Genomic DNA, 20,980 nt, shown 5'->3' with positions numbered 1-20,980 from the left:
CACCGGCCGCACTCGGGCTCTGGATGTTGACCAGGGGCACGCCGTTGGGCGCGGTGAGCACCGTGGGGCGCAGGTTGCCCGCGGCGCCGGGGTCGGCCGTGATCTGCGATTGGGCGGGCTGGCCGATCAACAGGGACGCTGCCGCAGTCGTTGCCGTACCGGCAGAAGCCTTGCCCAGGGTGCGTGCGCATTCGGCCAAGGCCACCAACACGCCGCGCGCTGCGCTCATCACCACCCGGTGGCGGTTGCGGTTCATTCGGAAACTCCCTGTGCTCTTTGTTGGATCGTTTGCTCACCGTGCAGCGGCGGCAAAGGCGATCACAACAAAGGAGCTGCTCGCTCGAAATACCGCACGGGTACTAAATGCGCGGAATATGAGTGAACTGCGTCACGAATGCATGCGTTGATCAGCGCGCGAGTCTTCGCACCAGGTGGTTGACCACCCAACCTTCGCACGCGTCCTGGATGACCGCGAGGGTGGCGGCGGGGTCGGGGACGTTGGTTATCTTGTCGCGCCGCGCGAAGTGGGCCAGTTGGCCGATCTTGTGGCGCTGCCCGGCCGGGGCCATGACCTCGGCCAACGCGTGGCTGCCGAATCGACCTGCAGGTGGCTCCAACCGGCGGAGTCGAGCTCGGCGTGCAGAAAGCGCTGCGCGAGCGGGCTGCGCATGCGGTTGCCGATGCACACCCGCAGGATGCGGCGCGGGGTGGTCGCGGGCTCGTTCATCAGAAGTCCAGTGTGGCTTGCGCGGGTGATTCCACCGGGCGCGGTTTCGAGAAACTTTCCGCGCTGCGGTTGCGCGAGCCGTGGCGCTTGACGATGCTGGCCTGCACGGCGACCTCAGCGGGGTCGTCGCGCAGGGCATACACGCGCTCCTTGGTGGCGCGCGTGGCCACCTCCACCAGCGGCACCGCACTGTCCACACCCGACTTCACCCTGCATCGCGCCTGCTGCTCCGGCGGCAAGAGCCAAGGCGGGAACAGCCAGGTGTCGGGCATACGCTGCATGGCCGGCAGCCAGCGGCGCACAAAGTGGCGGTGGGGATCGTGCTCCTGCGCCCGCTTGATGAGGTTGTAGACGCGTGGTGTTGAGGTCGGTGGTGCCGCTCTGCATTTGCAGCTGGCTCCAGTGGATGCCGGGCTCGTAGTCGATGACCTGACGCGCCAGGTCGGCGCCGCTGGGCATCGGCAAGGTGAAGCTGGCCGATGGCAGCGAGGTGCCCGGCTTCATCTGCGAAGGCCAAGGCATCGCGGGCGCGACCGACATCACACATTTCGGCGGCTGGCGAGCGTGGTTGGCGGCGGGTGCGCCGCGCTGACGCGAGCGATCAGACATCGAGGCGGCGCGCAGACGAAAAAAAACCAGACTCGAAAGTCTGGTTCTTGTCAGGCCGTTGAGGCCTGAGCTGGCTTAACGCGGGCTGCGGCGTGCCATCGGGCGCGACGGTGCGCCTTCAGGACGGCGCGGTGCGAATTCGCCACCGCGCATGGCACCGCGCTCGGCGTTGCCACGGTCGCTGAAGCCACCACGTTCCGCACCACGATCACCACCCCGGTCACCCATGGGCTTGTCGCTGCGGCCGAAGCTGGAGAAACCGCCGGGCTTGGGGCCGAAGCCGGGGCGCGCGGGCGCGCGGTCGGCGAAGTTGCGGCCGGCAGCGGGGCGCGTGTCGGGGCGGTAGCCACCGGCTTCGCCACGGTTCTCGCCACGGTCGCCGAAGCGGTTCTCGCCGCGGTTGTCGAAGCGGCCTTCAGGACGCTGCGGCTCGGCACGGCCTTCGAAACGCGGGTCAAAGCGCGTGCCGGGACGGCTGTGGTCGACGCGGGGTGCCTCGGCGCGGGCTTCGAAGCGCGGTGCAGGGCCACCACGGCGGTCGTTGCCACCGAAGCGATCGTTGCCGCCAAAGCGGTCGTTCGAACGGCCTGCCGGGCGGCCACGGCCGAAGGTCTCGGCCTGCGGCGCGCGCTGGCGTGGCTCCAGGCCGGTCACGGTTTCAACGTTGATGCGCTGGCGCGTGTAAGCCTCGATGTCGAAGATCTTGCGGCGGTCGCGCACTTCGGCAAAGGTGATGGCCAGGCCATCGCGGCCGGCACGGCCGGTGCGGCCGATGCGGTGCGTGTAGTCCTCGGCCTTCATCGGCAGGCCGAAGTTGAAGACGTGGGTGATGGTGGGCACGTCGATGCCGCGGGCGGCAACGTCGGTGGCGACCAGGATCTGCACCTGGCCGGCGCGCAGCGCCATCAGGCGGCGGTTGCGGATGCCCTGGCTCAGGGCACCGTGCAACGCGACGGCCGAGAAGCCTTCTTGCTGCAGGTCGTTGGCCAGGCCGTCGCACTCGATCTGGGTGCTGGCGAACACGATGGCCTGGTTGATGCCGGTGTCGCGCAGCCAGTGGTCGAGCAGCTTGCGCTTGTGATCGGCGTTGTCAGCCCAGAACAGCACCTGCTTGATGTTGGCGTGTTGCTCTTGTGGGTTGTCGATCTGCACCTTTTGAACGTGCTTGCCGTTCTCGTGCATCACGCGCATGGCGAGCTGCTGGATGCGCGGCGCGAACGTGGCGCTGAACATCATGGTCTGGCGGCGCTGGCTGGTGAGGTCGTTGACTTCGGCCAGGTCGTCGGAGAAGCCCAGGTCGAGCATGCGGTCGGCTTCGTCAACCACCAGGAACTGCACCTGGTCGAGCTTGAGCTGCTGCGAGCGCTGCAGGTCGAGCAGGCGGCCGGGGGTGGCCACCACGAGGTCGGCGTTCTGCAGCTTGGCGATCTGCAACTGGTAAGGCATGCCGCCCACCACGTTGGCCACGCGCAGGCCACGGCAATGGCGCACCAGGTCGATGGCGTCGTTGGCCACCTGCTGGGCGAGTTCGCGCGTGGGGCACAGGATCAGGGCGCCGGGGGTGGCGGCCTTGAAATTGCGCGAGCTGGTGGGGTCCTTGCGCTTGGGCGCCTTGGGCGGCGCTTCACCACGGGCCAGGGCTTCGGCGGTCAGGCGTTCGCGCTCGGCGCGTTCCTTGGCGTCGGCATCGGCACGCTGTTGCAGCAGGGTGTGCAGCACGGGCAGCAGGAAGGCCGCGGTCTTGCCGCTGCCGGTCTGGCTGGAGACCATCAGGTCGGCAAAACGCGCTTCGCCTTCGGCCAGCATGGCCTTGGGGATCACGTTGTTCTGCACCTGGGTGGGCTGCACATAGCCGAGGTCGGCACAGGCCTGCACCAGTTCGGGTGCCAGACCCAGCAGCTGGAAGCCGTTGGGTGCTGCAGGCACTTCAGGCTGGGTGGCCTCAGTGGTGTCGGTGGAAGAAATCTCTGCGTCGATGTCGGCAGAGAGGATTTCAGGCGTGAAGTCGCCCATCGTTTCAAAAGAGTCGCTCATGTTCGTCCATGCGCCAAAAAATGCGCAATTGATCGAATGAAGACGCTGGGAAGGTCAGCCGACCCGCAAGGGGTGGCCGCTCCATGGCGCTAGATCCGTTCGTGGTTACAAAACATCAACCATCAAACGGTCTACGCGCCTGGGGTCACGCTGGAAGAATCCGGTGACGCTGGGGAGCGAATGGTCCCCATCCGTTGGCCAGGCTCTGAAGAGTCTGGCGGGTGTTGCGGTCTTTTGAAGGACTGCGCCACCGTTGCAATCGGGGGGCCTGTGTGTGAGGCAGATGCACAAATCATCGCAGTTGCCCGCGAAGCCGCTGATTATAGCCCGAAGTTCAGGGAAAACCCTGAACTGATTTTCGAACTCAGTTCAGAACGGCTCTGACGATGTAGAAAAGAATGGCCGCCAGCACTGCCGTGGCGGGCACGGTGATGATCCAAGCGGCCACGATGCGCATGACCGCCGAGCGTTTGACGATCTCCTTTTTGATCGCTTTCTTCATCGCCCGCTGTTCTTTTTTGGCCAGCAAGGCACCCTCGGCGGTTTGGGTCGCCTCGCGCTGCTTGGTGCGGCGCTTCATCTCGGCGAGCATGCGCTTCTTCTCCTGCACCTCGGCCGCTTCGAAGCGGTGCAGGTAGGCCTCCACCTCGGCACGGTCGGCGCCCTGGTGGCCGGCAAACACCACCGCTTCCATCTTGGCGTAGTTCACCTTGAGCAGTTCGCGCAGGAACCCCACGCCGAACACCGCGCCGATGGAAATGTGCGTGGTCGACACCGGCATGCCGAGCTGCGAGGCGACGATCACGGTGAGCGTGGCCGACATGGCGATGGAGTAGGCGCGCATGTTGTCCAGTTCGGTGATTTCCTTGCCCACGGTGCGGATCAAACGCGCGCCATACAGCGCCAGACCCACCGACAAGCCCAACGCGCCGAGCACCATGACCCAGAGCGGCGTGCCGGCCTTGGTGGCGATGGCGCCCTCTTTCACCGCTTCGTAGATGGCGGCCAGCGGTCCGATCGCGTTGGCCACGTCGTTGGCGCCGTGCGCAAAACTCAACAGCGCGGCCGAACAGATGAGGGGCCAGGTGAACAGGCGGTTCACGCCGTCCTTGCTGTTGTCCTGGCGGATGGCCATGCGTGCAATCGGCTTGCGGATCAGCCACCACACCACCACGGCCACCACCAGGCCGATGGCCAGGGCGGTCAGGAACCCGATCTTGACCAACTGGCTCACACCCTTGAGCAGCATGTACGTCGTGTAGGCCCAGACCATCAGCGAGATGAGCACCGGCACCACACGACTGGCGGCCTCGGTCTTGTCGCTGCGGTAGGTCACGCTGCGCTTGATCAGGTAAAGAAACGCGGCGGCCAGCGCCCCGCCCATGAGTGGCGAGATCACCCAGCTCAGCACGATGGCCCCGATGGTGTCCCAGTTGACCAGGCCCCAGCCACCAGCGGCAATGCCCGCACCCATGACAGCGCCAATGATGGAATGCGTGGTGGAGACGGGCGCGCCCACCGCCGTGGCCAGGTTGAGCCAGAGCGCACCGGCCAGCAGGGCCGCGAACATCACCCAGGCAAACACGGCGGCGTCGTTGATCTGCGACGGATCGATGATGCCGCCCTTGATCGTGCCAACCACGTCACCACCCGCGACGATGGCGCCCAAGGCCTCGAACACGGCGGCCACCACGATGGCCCAGCCCATGGTCATGGCGCCCGAACCCACGGCAGGACCCATGTTGTTGGCCACGTCGTTGGCACCGATGTTCATGGCCATGTAGGCGCCCACGCTGGCGGCCACGATGAGCAGCCAGACAGCCGACGAGGTCAGGCCGATGGTGGATGCGCCGGTGAGCGAGGCGTACACCCCCACCAGGATGAGGAACAGCACCGCAGCGCCCAGTTGAAGGGCCTCCTGGTGCTTGGAGATGAAGCGGCTACGGGCTTTTTTGGGCATGTGAATCTCGCGTGAATGTCACGATTCTGTCATGTAGATCGGGGGCGCCCATCGGCTCAAGGGCCGATCCGCCTGGGCGCTGCGCTCTCGTCAGAGGGCACCTGCGCTCAGCGCAGAAAGTGTTTGCGGTAGTGCTCCAGCTCGTCGATGGACTCGTGCACATCGGCCAGCGCGGTGTGTTTCTGGTGCTTCTTGAAGGCGTCGTACACCTCGGGCCGCCAACGCTTGGCCAGCTCCTTGAGCGTGCTGACATCAAGACACCGGTAATGCAAGTACGCATCGAGCTTGGGCATGTACTTCACGAGGAATCGGCGGTCCTGGCTGATGGTGTTGCCGCACATGGGCGAGCCGCTGCGGGGCACATACTTGCCAATGAACGCCAGCAGCTCGGCCTGCGCCTGCTCCTCGGTTACCGTGCTGGCCTTGACCTTGTCGATCAGGCCGCTCTTGCCGTGCGTGCCCTTGTTCCAGTTGTCCATGGCGCCCAGCACCGCGTCGCTCTGGTGGATCACGAACACCGGGCCCTCGATGCGCGGCGTGAGCTGCGGGCCGGTGATGATCACCGCGATCTCCAGCAAACGTTCCTTTTCGGGGTCCAGGCCACTCATCTCGCAGTCGATCCAGACCAGGTTCTGGTCACTTTTGGCGAGGGAGGGGGTGTCGGTGGTGGCAGGGGCCAGGGCCGTGTCGGCCGGAGTGGGGGCAGAAGTCATGCCGGGATTTTCACCGATCGGCCGTGACGTCCTGAAACACGGCGGTTCGACCAAGCCCCCAAGGGCATGCGACAGCGGCCGTCTTCGATAGACTCCACCCCATGGACACCGCATCTCTTGCCTTCACCGCCCTCTTCTGCGCCCTGCTGGTGCTGGGGCTGGTCATCCGCGCCGTGCTGGCGAGTCGGCAGATCCGCCACGTGGCCCGCAACCGTGGCACCGTGCCGGTGGCGTTCAGCGACACCATTTCAGTGGCAGCCCACCAGAAGGCGGCCGACTACACCATCACCAAGACGCGCTTCGGCATGATGGAGATCGCCATCGACGCCGCATTGCTGATCGGCTGGACCCTGTTGGGCGGCCTCGACTGGCTCAACCAGGCCCTGCTGGCGGCACTGGGCGGTGGCATGGTGCAACAGCTCGCGCTGCTCGGATCGTTCGCCGTCATCGGCGGCTTGATCACGCTGCCACTGGGCTGGTATGCCACTTTCCGCATCGAAGAACGCTTCGGCTTCAACAAGATGACGCTCTCGCTCTGGCTGGGCGACTTGCTCAAGGGTGTGCTGGTCGGCACGCTGATAGGCCTGCCGATCGCTGCGCTCGTGCTGTGGCTCATGGGCGCGGCCGGGCCGGCGTGGTGGCTGTGGGCCTGGGGCGTGTGGATGGTCTTCAACCTGCTCGCGCTGGTGCTCTACCCCACGGTGATCGCGCCACTCTTCAACAAGTTCGAGCCGCTGACTGACGAAACCCTGAAGGCGCGTGTCAACGCCCTGATGCAGCGTTGCGGCTTCGCGGCCAAGGGCTTGTTCGTGATGGACGGGAGCAAACGCAGCGCCCATGCCAACGCCTACTTCACCGGTTTCGGCGCGGCCAAGCGCGTGGTGTTCTTCGACACTCTGCTCAAGCAGCTCAGCCCGGAAGAGATCGACGCCGTGCTGGCGCACGAACTCGGCCACTACAAGCGCCGCCACATCATCAAGCGGATCGGGTTGATGTTCGCGCTCAGCCTCGCCGGTTTCGCGCTGCTGGGCTGGGTGTCCAGCCAGGCCTGGTTTTTCACCGGTCTGGGCGTCATGCCTGCTCTGGACGCGCCCAACAACGCATTGGCGCTCATCCTCTTCATGATGGTCGTCCCACTGCTCACCTTTTTCCTCTCGCCGTTGATGGCGCAGCTCTCGCGCAAGCACGAGTTCGAGGCCGATGCCTACGCCGTGGCCCAGACCAACGGGGCCGATCTCGCCAGCGCACTGCTCAAGCTCTACAAGGACAATGCCAGCACGCTCACGCCCGACCCGGTGTATGCGCGTTTTTACTACTCCCACCCGCCGGCCAGCGAGCGCCTGACGCGCCTGCAAGCCGCTGCTTGAAGAACCCATGAACCCCATCCACCAGAACCGTCGCGCCCTCTCGGCCACCGAAATCGTGAGCCAGCTCACCCAACTCAACGGCGAATCCGTTCAGGGCTGGAAACTGCTCGATGGCGCGCTGGAGAAAACCTTCACCTTCGCCAACTTCCACGAGACCATGGCCTTCGTGAACGCGGTGGCCTGGATCGCCCACCGCGAGGACCACCACCCCGACCTGGCCTTGGGCTACAGCCGCTGCACAGTGCGCTTCAACACGCACGACGTGGGCGGCATCTCGGTGAGCGACTTCCATTGCGCGGGCGCGGTGGACGCACTGCAGAAGGCCTGATGGCCGATCTCCAGACCGGTCTGGTGGTGGCGGCCCACGGCCGGCACTGCATGGTGGAAAGCACAGACGGCGAACGCCGCATCTGCCATCCCCGAGGCAAGAAGAGCCAGGTGGTGGTCGGCGATCAGGTGCAATGGCAGATCACCGGCGACGAAGGCAGCATCGAGCGTGTGGACGAACGGCGCAACCTGTTCTACCGGCAGGACGAGATGCGCACCAAATCGTTCGCCGCCAACCTCGATCAGGTGCTGGTGCTGGTGGCGGCCGACCCCGAGTTCTCCGAAAGCCAGCTCGCGCGCGCCTTGATCGCCGCGCAGGCCGAACGCATCGAGGTGCTGATCGTGCTCAACAAGAGCGATCTGCAGCCCGCCTTCGACCGCGCCTGGGCGCGCCTGGATCCCTACCGCCGCATGGGTTGCACGGTGATGCCGCTTCGACTCAAGGCGCAAGGCCAGGACGCTGGTGGAGACGACGGCCTCGATGCCCTGCAACAGAGCCTGGCCGGCAAACGTACGCTGGTGCTCGGTCCATCGGGTGTGGGCAAGAGCACGCTGGTAAACCGGCTGGTGCCCATGGCCAAGGCGCTCACTGGCGAGATTTCGCGCGCATTGAACTCGGGCAAACACACGACCACCAGCACCACCTGGTATTGGGTGGACGAAGCCCGCAGCACCGCACTGATCGATTCACCGGGCTTCCAGGAATTCGGCCTGAACCACATCGAGCCGATGCAGCTCGCCCACCTGATGCCCGATCTGAACGCGACGCTGGGCAGTTGCCGCTTCTACAACTGCACCCACCTGCACGAGCCAGGCTGTGCGGTGGTGGCGCATGTGCAGACGGGTGGTGCGGAAGTCACCGGAGGCGATCCGCTGGCGATCAGCGAGAACCGTTACCGGCTCTACCGAGAGTTGTTCGCCGAGCTGTCGGACAAACGCAAGTACTGAGCTGGCTCAGAAGCGCGCGAGCGTGACGAGCGCGAGCAGCAGCATCCACAACACCACCGCGCGCCAGACCAGGCCCACCACGCTGCCCAGGTGGGCCAGCTGCGGCTCGGGTCGGCTGCCGGGATCACTTTCGTCGATCAACAGTGTGGGGTCCGGTTGCGGTGTCAGGCGCACGTTGAGTGCGCCTGACGTGGCCGCCAGGACCACACCGTCGCTGCCCGGCGCAAACCGCTCGGCGTCGCCGCGCCAGCTGGCCACGGCTTCCTCGAAATTGCCCACCACGGCAAAGCCCAGCGCGGTCACGCGGGCGGGCACATGGTCAACAAAGGCCCAGGCGCGCGCTGCCGCTTTTTGCAAGGCCAGACTCGGTGTGCCATCGGGGCGTGCGCGCCAGTTGCGCGACAGGTATTCGGCTGACCGGTAGAACACCGCGCCAGCCGGCCCCAGCCCCAGGGCCCAGAACACCACAAAACACACCAGAACGCCAAACACGTGGCGGTGTGCCGAGAGCACCGAGTGTTCGATCACCTGGCGCAGCAGCTCGCTGCGCGGAAGGCTGGAGGCATCCACCCGAAGCCAGGCAGCGAGCTTCTCGCGCGCCAGCGCATCGTTGCCTTCTTCCAGCGCGTGGCGAATTTCACTGAAGTGGTGGCTGAACTGGCGAAAGCCCAGCGTCACATACAGCACCGCCACCATCCACACGAAGGCCAGCACCGAACTGAACCACCACAAGCCCCAGTGCACCAGCGCGACCAGCAACGCGGGCACCCCCACGGCCAGCCCCCAGGCCACCCAGCCGTGCGAGGACTCGCCCGCATCAAGGTTGCGGCGAACCGCGCGGGACCAACCGCGCAGCGCGGCGTGCACCACGTTGTCGTAGGCCAGTGGACGCGCCTGCTCCAGCAGCAAGGCAATGAGGATGGCGAAGAAACCCATGGGTCGATCATAGTGGCCCGCGCGGCGCGGACCTGCGAAGCAAGATCAGGCGCTGAGCAGTCGGTAGAAGTTGCGCAGCATGCCGGCGGTGGCGCCCCAGATGAATCGCTCCTGATCCCCGTCCTGGTAAGGCATGGAGTACCACTCGCGCACCACGCCTTCGAAGTCGAACGCGTGACGGCGGTGGTGCAGCGGATTCATGAGAAATGACAGCGGCACCTCGAACACGTCGTCCACCTCGTCGGGGTTGGGCAACAGCTCGAAGCCCGGCTGCACCAGTCCCACCACCGGCGTGACGATGAACGAGGTGCCCGTGACGTACACCGGCAACGTACCCAGCACCTCGATGCGTTCAGGAGGCAAACCGATCTCTTCAAACGTTTCGCGCAACGCGGCCGCCGTGGCATCCGCGTCGGTGGCATCGAGCTTGCCGCCGGGCAAGGCAATCTGCCCCGAGTGCGTGGAGAGGTGCGCGGTACGCTGGGTCAGCAGCAAGGTGAGTTCCTCGCGCATCACCAGGGGCAGCAGCACGGCCGCATGGGCGGGCGCGCGGTCGGCAAACTTGATTTCGCGCACCAGCTCGGGTGTCCAGTGCGGCGGGTTGGCGAACAGCTCGCGCAGCCCGCTGGCGGTGAGGCGCTCGGGATGGGCAGGGTGCGTGATTTCGTCGGCGTTGACGATGGGCACGAGTCGCGGATCGAACGCGGGCAGGAGTTGGGTCATGTCGAGACAGCATAGGCCAGACGCAAAAAAGCCGCTCCGGAGAGCGGCTTTCCACTGGGAGAGCAAGCGCAGGCTTATGCCGCCTTGCTGCCCAGCTTTTCCTTGATACGTGCCGATTTGCCGCTGCGATCGCGCAGGTAGTACAGCTTGGCGCGGCGCACATCACCACGGCGCTTGACTTCGATCTTGGCGATCAGCGGGCTGTACAGCGGGAAGGTGCGCTCGACACCTTCACCGTTGGAGATCTTGCGCACGATGAAGCTGGAGTTCAGGCCACGGTTGCGGCGGGCAACCACCACACCTTCGTAGGCCTGCAAACGCTTGCGGGTGCCTTCGATCACGTTCACGCTGACGATGACCGTGTCACCGGGAGAAAACGGCGGAATGACTTTGCCGAGGCGAGCAATTTCTTCTTGCTCTAAGGTCTGGATGAGGTTCATGGTTTCCTGTTCGTCGATCATTCCCGCGCTGCACTAAAGGCCACGAATCCGGCAGGGGCCCTGTCCAACCTCTTGCAGACGTTCTGCTCGAGGATTGCGGGCTGACCCGGTCGCGGCGGCCGGTAGAGGATCGAAAAGCCTTGGATTATAGCAATCCCTGGGCGCGCAGGAAAGTCAGGTCTGCGCCATCGAGCAAACCCTGCTCCCTGGCACGAGCCAGGAGGTCAGGCCGCTGGCGGGCGGTGATCGCCAGGCTCTGTTCGCGGCGATGCCGTGCGATGCGTTCGTGGTGACCACCCAGCAACACCTCAGGCACCGGCATCGGGCCCTTCGGCCCCTGCCAGACCTCGGGGCGTGTGTGATGTGGGCTGTCGAGCAGGCCGTCGAGCGCGGGGTTGAAGCTGTCTTGCTGATGGCTTCCCTCATCGCTCAACACACCGGGCTGCAGACGCGCCACCGCATCGAGCAGCGCCATGGCAGCGATTTCACCACCCGAGAGCACAAAGTCGCCCAGGCTGATCTGCAGATCAACGCAGGCGTCGATGAAACGTTGATCAATGCCTTCGTAGCGGCCACACAGCAGAACGGCACCCTGGCTGGCAGACCAGCCTTCAACCCCGGCGTGGTTGAGGGCTTCGCCGATGGGGGAGAACAACACGACTGGCGCGCATGCCTCGTCTGGCTCCGCGCGTTCGGCGCGCACCGCCTGCAGGCACTGCCACAAGGGCTCGGCCATCATGACCATACCGGGACCGCCACCGAACGGGCGGTCATCCACGCGGCGGTAGTTGCCTTCGGCAAAGTCGCGCGGATTCCAGAGATGAACGTCGACCAGCCCGGATTCAAAAGCGCGGCGGTTGATGCCGTGTTGCAGAAACGGCGCAAACAGTTCAGGAAACAGCGTGATGACGTCGAAGCGCATGAATTGATTGTGCCCCCCTGCGACGCTGACACGTCTTCCCCCCAGGGGGACGATGTCTGTGGCCCGGCAAAGCCGGTTCCACGGCATCTCTTGAATCAGACACGGTCGCCGGAGACAAATGCCTTGTCCAGAGGTGCCGCGGGACTGGCTTTGCCAGACCGCAGGCGCCGTCCCCTTGGGGGGAAGACGCGTCAGCGTCGCAGGGGGGCCTTCTAATAGTCTGTTTGCCAGTCGGCGGTGATGCGGCGTGATGCCTTGTCCACGCTGTCGATGTAGGCCGCGACAAACGGGATCATGCGTTCGGCCACCTGCTCTACCCCGTCGACAGTGTCGGTGTACTCCAGCACCAGCACCGAATTGGGTCCGGTGGCCATGAGGTCGCGCACCACGCCCAGATGCACGCCCTCGCGGTTGACCACGTCCAGACCAATCAGATCGACCCAGTAGTACTCGCCCTCGGGCGTTGCGGGAAAGGCGCTGCGTGGCAAATAGAGGCGAACGCCCTTGAGTGCTTCGGCCGAATTGCGGTCGTTCACACCTTCGATCTGTGCGACCAGTCCGTCGGTGTGGGGTTTGACTTCAACAAGCCCAACGCTCACGCAGCCAGAAAACGCCGAAAAGCCGCGCGCGAAGCGGGCTTCGGGCGGCTCAAGGAACCATTGTTGGGAACCGATCAGGGCCGAAGTGTCGGCGCTGTAGGGCAGGATTCGAACCCAACCCTTGATGCCCCACGCGTCCTGTATGCGCCCCAACTCGACCGCATCGGTCGGGAGGGACGACGCCGTGAAGGCGCCAGACGCGGGGCTGCTCACCGTGCGGTCAGCAGGATCAGGCCGCGACCTTGGCGGCGTTCTGCTTGACCAGACGCTCCACCGTGTCGGACGGGGTGGCACCCACGCCGGTCCAGTAGGTCAGGCGATCCAGGGCGATGCGAAGAGGCTCTTCGCCGCCGCGTGCCAGGGGATTGTAGAAACCGATGCGCTCGATGAAGCGGCCATCGCGGCGGTTGCGCTTGTCTGCAACGACGATGTTGTAGAAAGGACGGGCTTTGGAGCCGCCGCGGGAAAGTCGAATGACGACCATGATTTATCCTTCGGGTGGAGAGGTGCCGAAATTGGCACATCACTGGATCTTGCGATCCGCTATCTGCAGCGCTTGAGACACACGACTGACCACCCGGTCAGCGAAACGCCACGAAACCCGCGATTATAGCCCGTCTGGTGGCCTCCCAAGTCACCGACTCCACCCTGTTCGTTCTGAAACGCTCCATGCCCACGATTCGCCCCAGCCGAGACGACGATCTCGACGCCATCACCCGCATCTATGGCCACCACGTGCTGCACGGCACCGGCACCTTCGAAACCACACCGCCCAGCCTGACCGACATGACCACGCGCCGCGCCGACGTGCTGTCCAAGGGTCTGCCCTGGCTGGTGGCCGAAGACGGCGGCCAGGTGCTGGGCTTTGCCTACGGCAACTGGTTCAAGCCGAGGCCGGCCTACCGCTTCTCGGTGGAAGACTCGATCTACATGGACCCGGCAGCACACCGCAAGGGCCTGGGCCGCGCGCTGCTGGCCGAGCTGATGGCCGCGCTGGAGCGCGGCGGCGTGCGCAAGGTCATGGCCGTGATCGGCGACTCCGCCAACGCGGGTTCCATCGGTGTGCACAAGGCGCTGGGGTTCGAAACCGTGGGTGTGGTTCAGTCGTGTGGCTGGAAGTTCGACCGCTGGCTCGACATCGTGCTGATGCAGAAAACATTGGGTGCCGGCGACACCACGCCCCCCGAGAGCGCTGCGTGATCGGCCGCGGCAAGAACAAGACGCTGGCCGCGGTGCTGGCGGTGCTCGGAGGCACGCTCGGGCTGCACCGCTTCTACCTGCGCGGCCTGGGCGACTGGATTGGCTGGCTGCACCCGATCCCCGCGGCCCTGGGCTGGTGGGGTGTGGACCGCGTGCTCACCTACGGGCAGGACGACAAGCTCTCGTGGGTGCTGATCCCGCTGCTGGGCATGACCATTGCCGCGAGCTGCCTCACCGGCATCGTCTACGCGCTGACGGATCGCGAAAAGTGGAACCGCTGGTTCAACCCGACGCTGCCAGTGGATGCCAACGCTGGCGCCACCCACTGGCTCACCATCGGAACGCTGGTGCTCGCGCTGCTCATGGGCACCGTGGCCTTCATGGGCAGCCTGGCTTTCGGCATCCAGCGCTACTTCGAGTACCAGATCGAAGAGGCCCGCAAGATCAGCCAATAGATTGGCTCCCCCCCGCGCCGCGCCTTTGGCGCGTCACCCCCTTGCAGGGGGCAACACCTGCGGCCCGGCGGAGCCGGTTCCGCGGTGTTCTGGTCTGGCGCAGCAGCCGCCGGCAAGACAGTTGCGTTTCAGTTGATCCACGACATGGCCAGCATGAAGAAACTCAACGTGAAGAGCGACACCAGCGTGGTCATGCCCATGCTCGCGGTCGTGAGTTCCTGGGCCACGTCGTAGCGCTGCGCAAACAGAAACACGTTGGCCCCAATGGGCAGCGCACCGGCCACCACGATCACGGTCAGTGGCAGGCCGGTGATGCCCAGGGCCCAGGCGCTCAGCCCCACCATCACGGGCAGCAGCAGGTTTTTGGAGCAGGTGATCCACAGCGCATCGCGCAGGTGGCCTCTCAAGGGCGTGCTGGCCAGCGTCACCCCCATCAGCACCAATGACAGCGGGCCAAACGCATTGCCCAGCAACAGCAGGGGTTTGTCGATCACCGCGGGCAGGCTCCAGCCGGTCTGCGAGAACAGCAGGCCGCTGATGATGGGCAGGGGAATGGGATGGATCAGCGCGCCCTTGATGGCCGAGGTCGCTGTCTGCAGCAGGTGCGGCGCACGCTCCCCGCCCGCGCGCGCCTCGCGCGCCACGGCCAGTTCCAGCACCACCGAGCCGGTGGTCAGCAGGATCAGCGCATGCACCGACACCAGCGTCAGGAGCGTGACCAGGCCGGCCTTGCCGTAGGCCAGCTCGACCAGCGTGATGCCGATCATCACCATGTTGGAGAACACCCCGGCCATGGCCATGACCACGCTGGCGCGGTTGAAACCGCGCCAGGCGATGGACACCGCCAGCAGCAACAGCGCGGCGGGGAAATAGGCCAATACCGGCCGCAGGTCCAGTTCTTCGAACTGCACCGCACTCATGGTGCGAAACAGCAGCGCCGGGATCAGCACGAGGAACACGAGGTTGGAGAGGTCCTTCACCGAGGCGTCGCGGATCCATTGCAGCCGCCCGGCGAGGAAGCCGATGGCCATCAGGAGAAAGACGGGGGTCAGCGACGCAACGGCGGGGTGGGCGGCAAGGTTCACCCACCGATGGTATCCGCGCTAGGGAATGCCCACGGCGTTGGTGATGCGGTAATACAGGCCGTAGGGATCGTTGTGCAGCACGTGAAAGGTGCCCTCGACCACCACCGCTTCGAGCTTGTATTTCACCGGCGTCTTCGTGCGCACCTCGACCATGCTCTCGGGCCCGCCGGGCGTGCAGAAGCCGCAGGTGAGCGGCACCGAGGCGAGCAGGAAGTGGCGCTGGTTCTCACCGGGCTCCAGCGGCATCATGAAGCCCTGCAGGCGCAGCGTCTTCTGGTTGAGCGCGGCCACCGGCGCGGGATACACGGGAACGATGCGCTTTTTCTCCACCTTGGTCGTGATGTCGGTCAGCGTGGACCAGGCCACCACGTCGGTGCGCTTGGGCAGTGGCGCAAACGGGCTCAGCGGGCTGTGCACGCCGGCGCCCTGCCCGTGCGGCAGGGCCGCGCCATCCGCGTTGGCAGGTGGCGGGGTGCCCGGTGGCAGCGGTGAGCTCAGCGTTTGCGCGGACACACCCGCCACCAGGAAACTACTCAGCCACAGGCCATTGAAGAAAGTTCGCATCGGCTCGGGCTCCTGGGTGGTTGCACGGGGTCTCAGTGGGCGTGGCGCATGCCGCAGTATTTGCCCAAGGCCAGACCCTTGCAGGCCACCTGAAGTTCCGCCATGCAGACTTTTTCGCCTTTGCCGGCCTCCAGGCATTTGGCTGCACCTTCGTGCGCAGCGGCCATGCCGCGGTGGCGCTGAATGTCTTCCTTCACCTCTTTGTCGGAGTGTTGGGCCAACGCAGCGCCAGACAGGAGAACGGCGGACAGGAACAGAACGGCTTTTTTCACGGGATCACCTGAAGTTGAGAAGTTGAGAAACATCGACACGGTAGGCACTGACAACGGGCATCAGCGCCGCCACCACCGCCACACCCAAAGCCAGCACAGGCACCCAGGCTTCGCCCGGCGCCCATTGCCAGCCGTTGATGGCCAGCGACTGGCTGTCCATCAGCATGGCGCCGAGCAGCGCCGCCAGACCGTGCGCCGCCAGCAGGCCCAGCCCACAGGCCAGCACCGCCAGCCACAGGGCTTCGCACAACAGCAAGGCGGCCACACGCGCCGGCGGTGCGCCCAGCATGCGCAGCATGGCGAGGTCACCCCGACGCTCGCGCACCGCACTCCACAGCGCAATGAACACCGACAGCCCTGCGACCACCAGCAACACCGCCGCCATGGCGCGCAGCACCTGCGTGCCCACGCCCACCATGGAAAGCAGACGCGTGATTTCCAGTGCCGGCGCAGCAGCCTGCATGGACGTGGTGCTGTTGATGAAGCGCGGGAAACTCACCGCGGCCATCGGGCTCTTGTAGGTGATCAGCGCCAACGTCACCTCGCGTTCGTCGGCCAACGCCTCGGCGAGTTCCAGGCGCTCGGCCTCGTCCATGTGGTCGCCCGCATGCATGTCGTCGTGCACCTGCCACACCGATTCGGTGGCGGTGAGCACCAGCCGGTCGAGCACGCAACCGCAGGGTGCGAGCACGCCACTCACGGTGTAGGGCGTTTCGCCGTGCATGGCGCCGCCCGCGCCCAGGCCGTGCGCGCCCTCGAAGGGCTGCCCCGTTTGCAAACCGGTGATGCTGGCCACCTGGGCACCCAGCACCGCCTGCATGGGCCTGGACCACAAGGCCCCCTGAGCCACCTGCACGCCATAGTGGGCTGCGTAGTCGGGCGTGGTGCCCACGATGCGAAAACCCCGCAGGTTGTCGCCCAGGCTCAACGGGATGAGCCTGGCCACCTGTGGGTGCTGCGCGAGCCGCTGCACCTCGGCCAGCGGGATGTTGCCCGGCGGCACGTCGATGTGGAACACGCCTGCGAGGATCAACTGCATGGGGCTGCCCTTGGCCCCCACCACCACGTCGATGCCAGCCAGGTCACGCTCGAAGGCGCGGTCGATCTGGTCGCTCGCGATCAGCACGAAGGCCATGGACGCCAGGCCGAGCGCGAGCAAGAGCAGGTTGAGCGCGGTGGCGAGCGGGCGCGACCACAGGTACCGCCACGACAGGCCGAACATGTTCATGCGGCCACCCCGGCGTCGAACGCGAGCACCCGGGATTGCGGCAGCGCCTGCAACACCCGCGCGTCGTGGGTGGCGATCACCAGCGTGGCGTTCAGTCCGCTCGCGCACGTGTTCAACAGGTTCAGCGAAGCCGCGCAGGCCTCGTCGTCAAGACTGGCGGTGGGCTCGTCGGCCAGGATCACGCTCGGGCGCAGCAACAGCGCGCGGGCCAGCGCGACGCGCTGGGCCTGGCCGCCCGAGAGCTGCGAAGGTTTGCGCGCAGCCAGGGCCGCGATGTCCAGGGCTTGCAGGGTCCGGGCAACAGCGGCCTTGTCCAGCGGTAGACCAGCCGCAAAGAACACCAGCCCCAGGTTGTCCAGCACCGACAGGGCTTCGCTCAGATGAAGTTTCTGCGGCAGGAAACCGATGTGTCGCGCTCGCCAGCGGTCGCGTGCGGCGGCAGGCAACGCCCCCACCGACTGCCCGCTCACCAGCACCTCGCCCGCCGTGGGCGTGAGCAGACCACTGGCCAGCGCCAGCCAGGTCGACTTGCCGCTGCCCGAGGGCCCGCGCAAGAGCAGCGTGCCTCCCTGCGCCACCGACACATCACCAAACCGCAGCGGCTCGCTGTGCGGGTAGGTGTATTGCAGACCGCTGCAGTCGATCACGCAACAGGCTCCGCGCAGCCCGCACAGGTGCCGTGGATCGAAACCTCCACCCGCTCGCCGTGGTGGCCCAGCCGTGCCAGCGCCGCAAAGAGATCGTGCGTCACGGCGCGGGTGGGCTCACTCGCATCCGTCAGCCGGAACTGCTGGTGGCAGGCATCGCATTCAAAGCGCGGCAGTGCGCCCTCTTCCACCGCAACGGGCTCCGGCGGGGCCAGACTGAAACGCCAGGTGCGCGCGTCGTCGGCATGGCGCTGCAGCACCCCGCAGCCGGCCAGCCGATCGAGCAGGCGATAGAGCGTGACGCGGTTGATGTCCAGGCCGCGCGTGGTGAGGGAGGCCAATGCCTGCGCATGGGTCAGACCACCTGCGGGACGGGCCAGGAACAGGCCGAGCACGGCGCGGGTGGCCAGCGTGCGTCGCAGCCCGGCCTTCTCCAGCCTCGACTGGATCTCGGGCGGAACGCCCAGGAGTTCTTTGGGTTTGCTGGTAGTCAATGAACGCATCTCCGCATTATCGCAACTATGTTGCGTTATGATGCCTGCTATCGCAAGTCAGTTGCATTATCGTCGCCACAAGGAACCCCGTGCAAGCCAATCCCCACGCCTTGGGCAGCCCGCCGGCCATTGCACTGCGCAACCTCACGCTGGGCTATGAGCAGCACCCGGCCGTGCACCACCTCGCCATCACCATCGATTCCGGGTCACTGGTGGCCGTGATCGGACCCAATGGGGCGGGCAAGTCCACCCTGATCAAGGCCCTGGCAGGCCAGCTGCGGCCGATCGAGGGCTGGATCGAAGGCCTTGAACACCAGCACGTGGCCTGGCTGCCGCAGCACAGCGGCATCGACCGCAGCTTTCCCGTTTCGGTGCAGGAACTCGTGATGCTCGGCTTGTGGCGCCAGGTGGGCGCGCTGGGGCGATTCACCCGGACTCACCGCACGGCCTGCCACGAGGCCCTGGATGCCGTGGGACTTCTGGGCTTCGAGCAGCGCGGCATCGACACGCTCTCGGGTGGCCAGATGCAGAGGGCCCTGTTCGCCCGCCTGATCCTGCAGGACGCACCCGTGGTGCTGCTCGACGAGCCCTTCGCCGCGATCGACCAGCGCACCACCGACGACCTGCTGGACCTGCTGCACCGCTGGCACGCGCACGGCAAGACGGTGGTGGCGGTGCTGCACGATCTGGCGCAGGTGCGCGCGCACTTTCCGCTCACCTTGCTGCTGGCGCGCGAGCCCGTGGCCTGGGGCGCCACAGCCGAGGTGCTGACCGAATCGCACTGGCAGCGCGCGCTGCGCATGCAGGAACCGTTTGACGAGAACGCGCCCCTGTGCGCGCCGGCGACCGGTCACGCAAACCTCCAGGGAGCATCGGCATGAACTCGCTGGACGGCGCTGCGACCACGCACCTGCTCTGGACCCATCTGTGGCTCGGGCCTTTCATGGAATTCGGCTTCATGCGCAGCGCCCTGCTCGGCTGCGTGGCCCTGGCGGTGAGCGCAGCGCCCGTGGGCGTGTTCCTGATGCTGCGGCGCATGAGCCTCACCGGCGACGCCATGGCGCACGCCATCCTGCCGGGTGCGGCCATCGGCTACCTGGTGGCGGGCCTGTCGCTGGGCGCCATGACGGTGGGCGGCATCGTGGCGGGCCTGGCGGTGGCGGTGGGCTCGGGCCTGGTCGCACGAAACACCGTGCTGCGCGAAGACACCAGTCTGGCCGCGTTCTATCTGCTGTCGCTGGCGCTGGGCGTGCTCATCGTCTCCATCCGTGGCAACAGCGTCGATCTGCTGCATGTGTTGTTCGGCACCGTGCTGGCGCTGGACAACGCGACGCTCACCCTGCTGGGCGGCATTGCTGCGGTCACCCTGGTGTCGCTGCGGGTGCTCTACCGCCCCCTGGTGCTGGACTGCCTGGATCCCGGCTTCCTGCGCGGCAACAGCCGCTGGAGCGCGGTGGCGCACTACGGTTTTCTGGCACTGCTGGTGATCAACCTGGTGGCCAGCTTTCACGCCCTGGGCACGCTGATGGCGGTCGGGATGATGGTTTTGCCCGCGGCCACGGCACGCTTCTGGGTGCGCCGCCTCGGCCCGCTGCTGGGCTTGGCCGTGCTGCTCGCCCTGCTGGCCTGCGCGGCCGGCCTGCTGCTCTCGTACCACGCCGACTGGCCCACCGGGCCGGTGATCGTGCTCAGCTTGGGCATGGGCTACCTGTTCTCGCTGGTGCTCGGGCCGCACGGCCTGTTGCGCCACCAGCGGCCCGCTTCCCTCCACCTCAAAGCCTGAATCGAAAGATCCCCATGACCTTGTCCACACGCACGTTCGTTCAACGCCGCAGCCTCCTCGCCGTGGTGGCCCTGACCATCGCAACCCTGTCGACACCGGCACAGGCGCAGGCACCCATGCCGGTCGTGGCGAGCTTCAGCATCCTGGGCGATCTGGTGCGCCAGGTCGGTGGCGAACGCGTCAAGGTCGACGTGCTGGTCGGCCCGGGCAGTGACGCCCATGTGTTCCAGCCCACGCCCGCGCAGGCTCGCCTGGTGGGCCAGGCGAAAGTGGTGTTCTCCAACGGCCTGGGTTTCGAGGGCTGGATGAGCCGCCTGCTCAAGTCCGCCGGCTACAAGGGTCAGCAAGTGGTGGTGAGTCAGGGCATCCTGCCGGTCAGGGAAGCCGGGCACGCCCACGACCACGGCGAGACCGACCCGCACGCCTGGCAGAGCGTGGGCAACGCCAGGCTGTTCGCGAAGAACATTGCCCAGGGCCTGTGCCGTGCCGATGCGGCGGGCTGCAATGTCTATGACCGCAACGCCATCGCCTACCTGGCCCGACTCGACGCGCTGGACACCGAGATCCGCGCGGCCTGGGCACCGATCCCGGCCGCGCAGCGCAAGGTGATCACCTCGCACGATGCCTTTGGCTACTACGCGCGGGACTTCGGTGTGACGTTCCTCGCGCCGCAGGGTGTGAGCACGGAAAGCGCGGCATCGGCCAAGGGCGTGGCACGGCTGGTGCGCCAGATCAGGCAGGAGCAGATCAAGGCCTTGTTCGTCGAGAGCATTTCCGATCCGCGGCTGATCGCGCAGATCGGACGCGAGACCGGTGTGAAACCATCGGGCGAACTGTTCTCCGATTCGCTGTCGGCTGCGGACGGCGCGGCGCCCACCTACATCGACATGATGCGGTTCAACACCCGCGCGCTGACCACGGCCGTGCGCGGCGAGTGACGGGTCAAC

Annotated in this window: 27 protein-coding genes; 9 read left to right on the top strand and 18 right to left on the bottom strand. The window is 66.1% G+C overall.

All coding sequences use genetic code 11. The annotated features are described in order from the left end of the window. The 3 genes from V6M63_RS24145 to V6M63_RS24135 form a co-directional block, all read right to left on the bottom strand. On the bottom strand, nucleotides 1-256 hold a 256-nt coding region (locus V6M63_RS24145), incomplete at its 3' end, for an ESPR-type extended signal peptide-containing protein (RefSeq protein WP_332746079.1). Between the two features lie 246 nt (nucleotides 257-502). Then, nucleotides 503-727 carry an arsenate reductase/protein-tyrosine-phosphatase family protein gene (locus tag V6M63_RS24140; protein WP_332746078.1) on the bottom strand — a complete coding sequence of 75 codons (225 nt, stop codon included), beginning with the start codon at nucleotides 725-727 and terminating at the stop codon, nucleotides 503-505. Continuing rightward, the gene (locus tag V6M63_RS24135; RefSeq protein WP_442909647.1) at nucleotides 727-1,068 is read right to left on the bottom strand and encodes an FAD-binding domain-containing protein; all 342 of its coding nucleotides are present in this window, start codon (nucleotides 1,066-1,068) and stop codon (nucleotides 727-729) included. The genes V6M63_RS24140 and V6M63_RS24135 overlap by 1 nt, the downstream gene beginning before the upstream one ends. A 125-nt stretch (nucleotides 1,069-1,193) precedes the next feature. Here V6M63_RS24135 and V6M63_RS24130 point away from each other — a divergent pair, with 125 nt between their 5' ends. Continuing rightward, nucleotides 1,194-1,319, top strand: coding sequence for an allophanate hydrolase-related protein (locus V6M63_RS24130; RefSeq protein ID WP_332746084.1), 126 nt, complete (start codon nucleotides 1,194-1,196; stop codon nucleotides 1,317-1,319). Between the two features lie 92 nt (nucleotides 1,320-1,411). On the opposite strand, the gene V6M63_RS24125 is transcribed toward V6M63_RS24130, so the two are convergent. The 3 genes from V6M63_RS24125 to orn all read right to left on the bottom strand — a co-directional run bounded on the left by V6M63_RS24125 (nucleotide 1,412) and on the right by orn (nucleotide 6,043). Continuing rightward, a complete protein-coding gene (locus tag V6M63_RS24125) occupies nucleotides 1,412-3,370 on the bottom strand; it encodes a DEAD/DEAH box helicase (RefSeq protein ID WP_332746076.1) in 1,959 nt (652 codons plus the stop codon). Nucleotides 3,371-3,734: 364 nt separating this feature from the next. Continuing rightward, entirely contained in the window at nucleotides 3,735-5,330 is a 1,596-nt protein-coding gene (locus V6M63_RS24120; protein WP_332746074.1) for an inorganic phosphate transporter, read from the bottom strand. Nucleotides 5,331-5,437: 107 nt separating this feature from the next. Then, nucleotides 5,438-6,043 (bottom strand): oligoribonuclease, encoded by a 606-nt coding sequence (gene orn / locus V6M63_RS24115; RefSeq protein ID WP_332746072.1) that lies wholly within the window; start codon nucleotides 6,041-6,043, stop codon nucleotides 5,438-5,440. Between the two features lie 101 nt (nucleotides 6,044-6,144). Between orn and V6M63_RS24110 the strand changes: the two genes are divergently transcribed. From V6M63_RS24110 to rsgA, 3 genes are read left to right on the top strand one after another with little or no spacing between them, the layout of a single operon-like run. Beyond that, entirely contained in the window at nucleotides 6,145-7,410 is a 1,266-nt protein-coding gene (locus V6M63_RS24110) for a M48 family metallopeptidase (RefSeq protein ID WP_332746070.1), read from the top strand. 7 nt (nucleotides 7,411-7,417) lie between these two features. Continuing rightward, entirely contained in the window at nucleotides 7,418-7,738 is a 321-nt protein-coding gene (locus V6M63_RS24105; protein WP_332746069.1) for a 4a-hydroxytetrahydrobiopterin dehydratase, read from the top strand. Further along, complete coding sequence (gene rsgA / locus V6M63_RS24100) at nucleotides 7,738-8,685, top strand: ribosome small subunit-dependent GTPase A (RefSeq protein WP_332746068.1); 948 nt, start codon at nucleotides 7,738-7,740, stop codon at nucleotides 8,683-8,685. Before V6M63_RS24105 ends, rsgA begins: the two co-directional genes overlap by 1 nt. A 6-nt stretch (nucleotides 8,686-8,691) precedes the next feature. On the opposite strand, the gene V6M63_RS24095 is transcribed toward rsgA, so the two are convergent. The 6 genes from V6M63_RS24095 to rpsP form a co-directional block, all read right to left on the bottom strand. After that, the gene (locus tag V6M63_RS24095; protein WP_332746066.1) at nucleotides 8,692-9,621 is read right to left on the bottom strand and encodes a CobD/CbiB family protein; all 930 of its coding nucleotides are present in this window, start codon (nucleotides 9,619-9,621) and stop codon (nucleotides 8,692-8,694) included. A gap of 45 nt (nucleotides 9,622-9,666) precedes the next feature. Then, entirely contained in the window at nucleotides 9,667-10,344 is a 678-nt protein-coding gene (locus V6M63_RS24090; protein WP_332746064.1) for a CoA pyrophosphatase, read from the bottom strand. Between the two features lie 74 nt (nucleotides 10,345-10,418). Further along, on the bottom strand, nucleotides 10,419-10,784 hold the full coding sequence (gene rplS / locus V6M63_RS24085; RefSeq protein WP_056276479.1) for a 50S ribosomal protein L19: 366 nt from the start codon (nucleotides 10,782-10,784) through the stop codon (nucleotides 10,419-10,421). A gap of 145 nt (nucleotides 10,785-10,929) precedes the next feature. Next, nucleotides 10,930-11,706 carry a tRNA (guanosine(37)-N1)-methyltransferase TrmD gene (trmD, locus tag V6M63_RS24080; protein ID WP_332746062.1) on the bottom strand — a complete coding sequence of 259 codons (777 nt, stop codon included), beginning with the start codon at nucleotides 11,704-11,706 and terminating at the stop codon, nucleotides 10,930-10,932. A gap of 212 nt (nucleotides 11,707-11,918) precedes the next feature. Beyond that, nucleotides 11,919-12,518, bottom strand: coding sequence for a ribosome maturation factor RimM (gene rimM, locus V6M63_RS24075; RefSeq protein WP_332746060.1), 600 nt, complete (start codon nucleotides 12,516-12,518; stop codon nucleotides 11,919-11,921). A 16-nt stretch (nucleotides 12,519-12,534) separates the two neighbouring features. Further along, nucleotides 12,535-12,789 carry a 30S ribosomal protein S16 gene (rpsP, locus tag V6M63_RS24070; protein ID WP_291087994.1) on the bottom strand — a complete coding sequence of 85 codons (255 nt, stop codon included), beginning with the start codon at nucleotides 12,787-12,789 and terminating at the stop codon, nucleotides 12,535-12,537. A 185-nt stretch (nucleotides 12,790-12,974) separates the two neighbouring features. Here rpsP and V6M63_RS24065 point away from each other — a divergent pair, with 185 nt between their 5' ends. After that, the gene (locus V6M63_RS24065) at nucleotides 12,975-13,505 is read left to right on the top strand and encodes a GNAT family N-acetyltransferase (protein WP_332746056.1); all 531 of its coding nucleotides are present in this window, start codon (nucleotides 12,975-12,977) and stop codon (nucleotides 13,503-13,505) included. Next, nucleotides 13,505-13,960: an NINE protein gene (locus tag V6M63_RS24060; RefSeq protein ID WP_056276482.1), complete on the top strand. Its 456-nt coding sequence runs from the start codon at nucleotides 13,505-13,507 to the stop codon at nucleotides 13,958-13,960. The genes V6M63_RS24065 and V6M63_RS24060 overlap by 1 nt, the downstream gene beginning before the upstream one ends. A 128-nt stretch (nucleotides 13,961-14,088) precedes the next feature. Here V6M63_RS24060 and V6M63_RS24055 read toward each other — a convergent pair whose 3' ends face one another. The 6 genes from V6M63_RS24055 to V6M63_RS24030 are packed head-to-tail and all read right to left on the bottom strand — an operon-like array spanning nucleotide 14,089 to nucleotide 18,259. Continuing rightward, nucleotides 14,089-15,045 (bottom strand): AEC family transporter, encoded by a 957-nt coding sequence (locus tag V6M63_RS24055; RefSeq protein ID WP_332746054.1) that lies wholly within the window; start codon nucleotides 15,043-15,045, stop codon nucleotides 14,089-14,091. Between the two features lie 18 nt (nucleotides 15,046-15,063). After that, a complete protein-coding gene (locus tag V6M63_RS24050) occupies nucleotides 15,064-15,609 on the bottom strand; it encodes a DUF3299 domain-containing protein (protein ID WP_332746052.1) in 546 nt (181 codons plus the stop codon). Nucleotides 15,610-15,641: 32 nt separating this feature from the next. Continuing rightward, entirely contained in the window at nucleotides 15,642-15,914 is a 273-nt protein-coding gene (locus tag V6M63_RS24045; RefSeq protein ID WP_332746050.1) for a hypothetical protein, read from the bottom strand. Continuing rightward, nucleotides 15,886-17,109 carry an ABC transporter permease gene (locus V6M63_RS24040; RefSeq protein ID WP_332746048.1) on the bottom strand — a complete coding sequence of 408 codons (1,224 nt, stop codon included), beginning with the start codon at nucleotides 17,107-17,109 and terminating at the stop codon, nucleotides 15,886-15,888. Before V6M63_RS24040 ends, V6M63_RS24045 begins: the two co-directional genes overlap by 29 nt. After that, nucleotides 17,106-17,756 carry an ABC transporter ATP-binding protein gene (locus V6M63_RS24035; RefSeq protein WP_332746046.1) on the bottom strand — a complete coding sequence of 217 codons (651 nt, stop codon included), beginning with the start codon at nucleotides 17,754-17,756 and terminating at the stop codon, nucleotides 17,106-17,108. The genes V6M63_RS24040 and V6M63_RS24035 overlap by 4 nt, the downstream gene beginning before the upstream one ends. Beyond that, nucleotides 17,753-18,259, bottom strand: coding sequence for a Fur family transcriptional regulator (locus V6M63_RS24030; protein ID WP_332746044.1), 507 nt, complete (start codon nucleotides 18,257-18,259; stop codon nucleotides 17,753-17,755). Before V6M63_RS24030 ends, V6M63_RS24035 begins: the two co-directional genes overlap by 4 nt. An 80-nt stretch (nucleotides 18,260-18,339) precedes the next feature. Here V6M63_RS24030 and aztA point away from each other — a divergent pair, with 80 nt between their 5' ends. From aztA to V6M63_RS24015, 3 genes are read left to right on the top strand one after another with little or no spacing between them, the layout of a single operon-like run. Then, nucleotides 18,340-19,131, top strand: a complete 792-nt coding sequence (aztA, locus tag V6M63_RS24025) for a zinc ABC transporter ATP-binding protein AztA (RefSeq protein ID WP_332746042.1) — start codon at nucleotides 18,340-18,342, stop codon at nucleotides 19,129-19,131. Further along, a complete protein-coding gene (locus V6M63_RS24020) occupies nucleotides 19,128-20,033 on the top strand; it encodes a metal ABC transporter permease (protein WP_332746040.1) in 906 nt (301 codons plus the stop codon). The genes aztA and V6M63_RS24020 overlap by 4 nt, the downstream gene beginning before the upstream one ends. 14 nt (nucleotides 20,034-20,047) lie before the next feature. Beyond that, nucleotides 20,048-20,971: a metal ABC transporter substrate-binding protein gene (locus tag V6M63_RS24015; RefSeq protein WP_332746038.1), complete on the top strand. Its 924-nt coding sequence runs from the start codon at nucleotides 20,048-20,050 to the stop codon at nucleotides 20,969-20,971. Nucleotides 20,972-20,980: the final 9 nt, after the last annotated feature.

The organism is Hydrogenophaga sp. (assembly GCF_036675665.1).
In the GTDB taxonomy this organism is placed as follows: domain Bacteria; phylum Pseudomonadota; class Gammaproteobacteria; order Burkholderiales; family Burkholderiaceae_C; genus Hydrogenophaga.
Note: the sequence above shows the minus strand (reverse complement) of the source record. Positions and strands in the feature narration are given on the sequence as shown.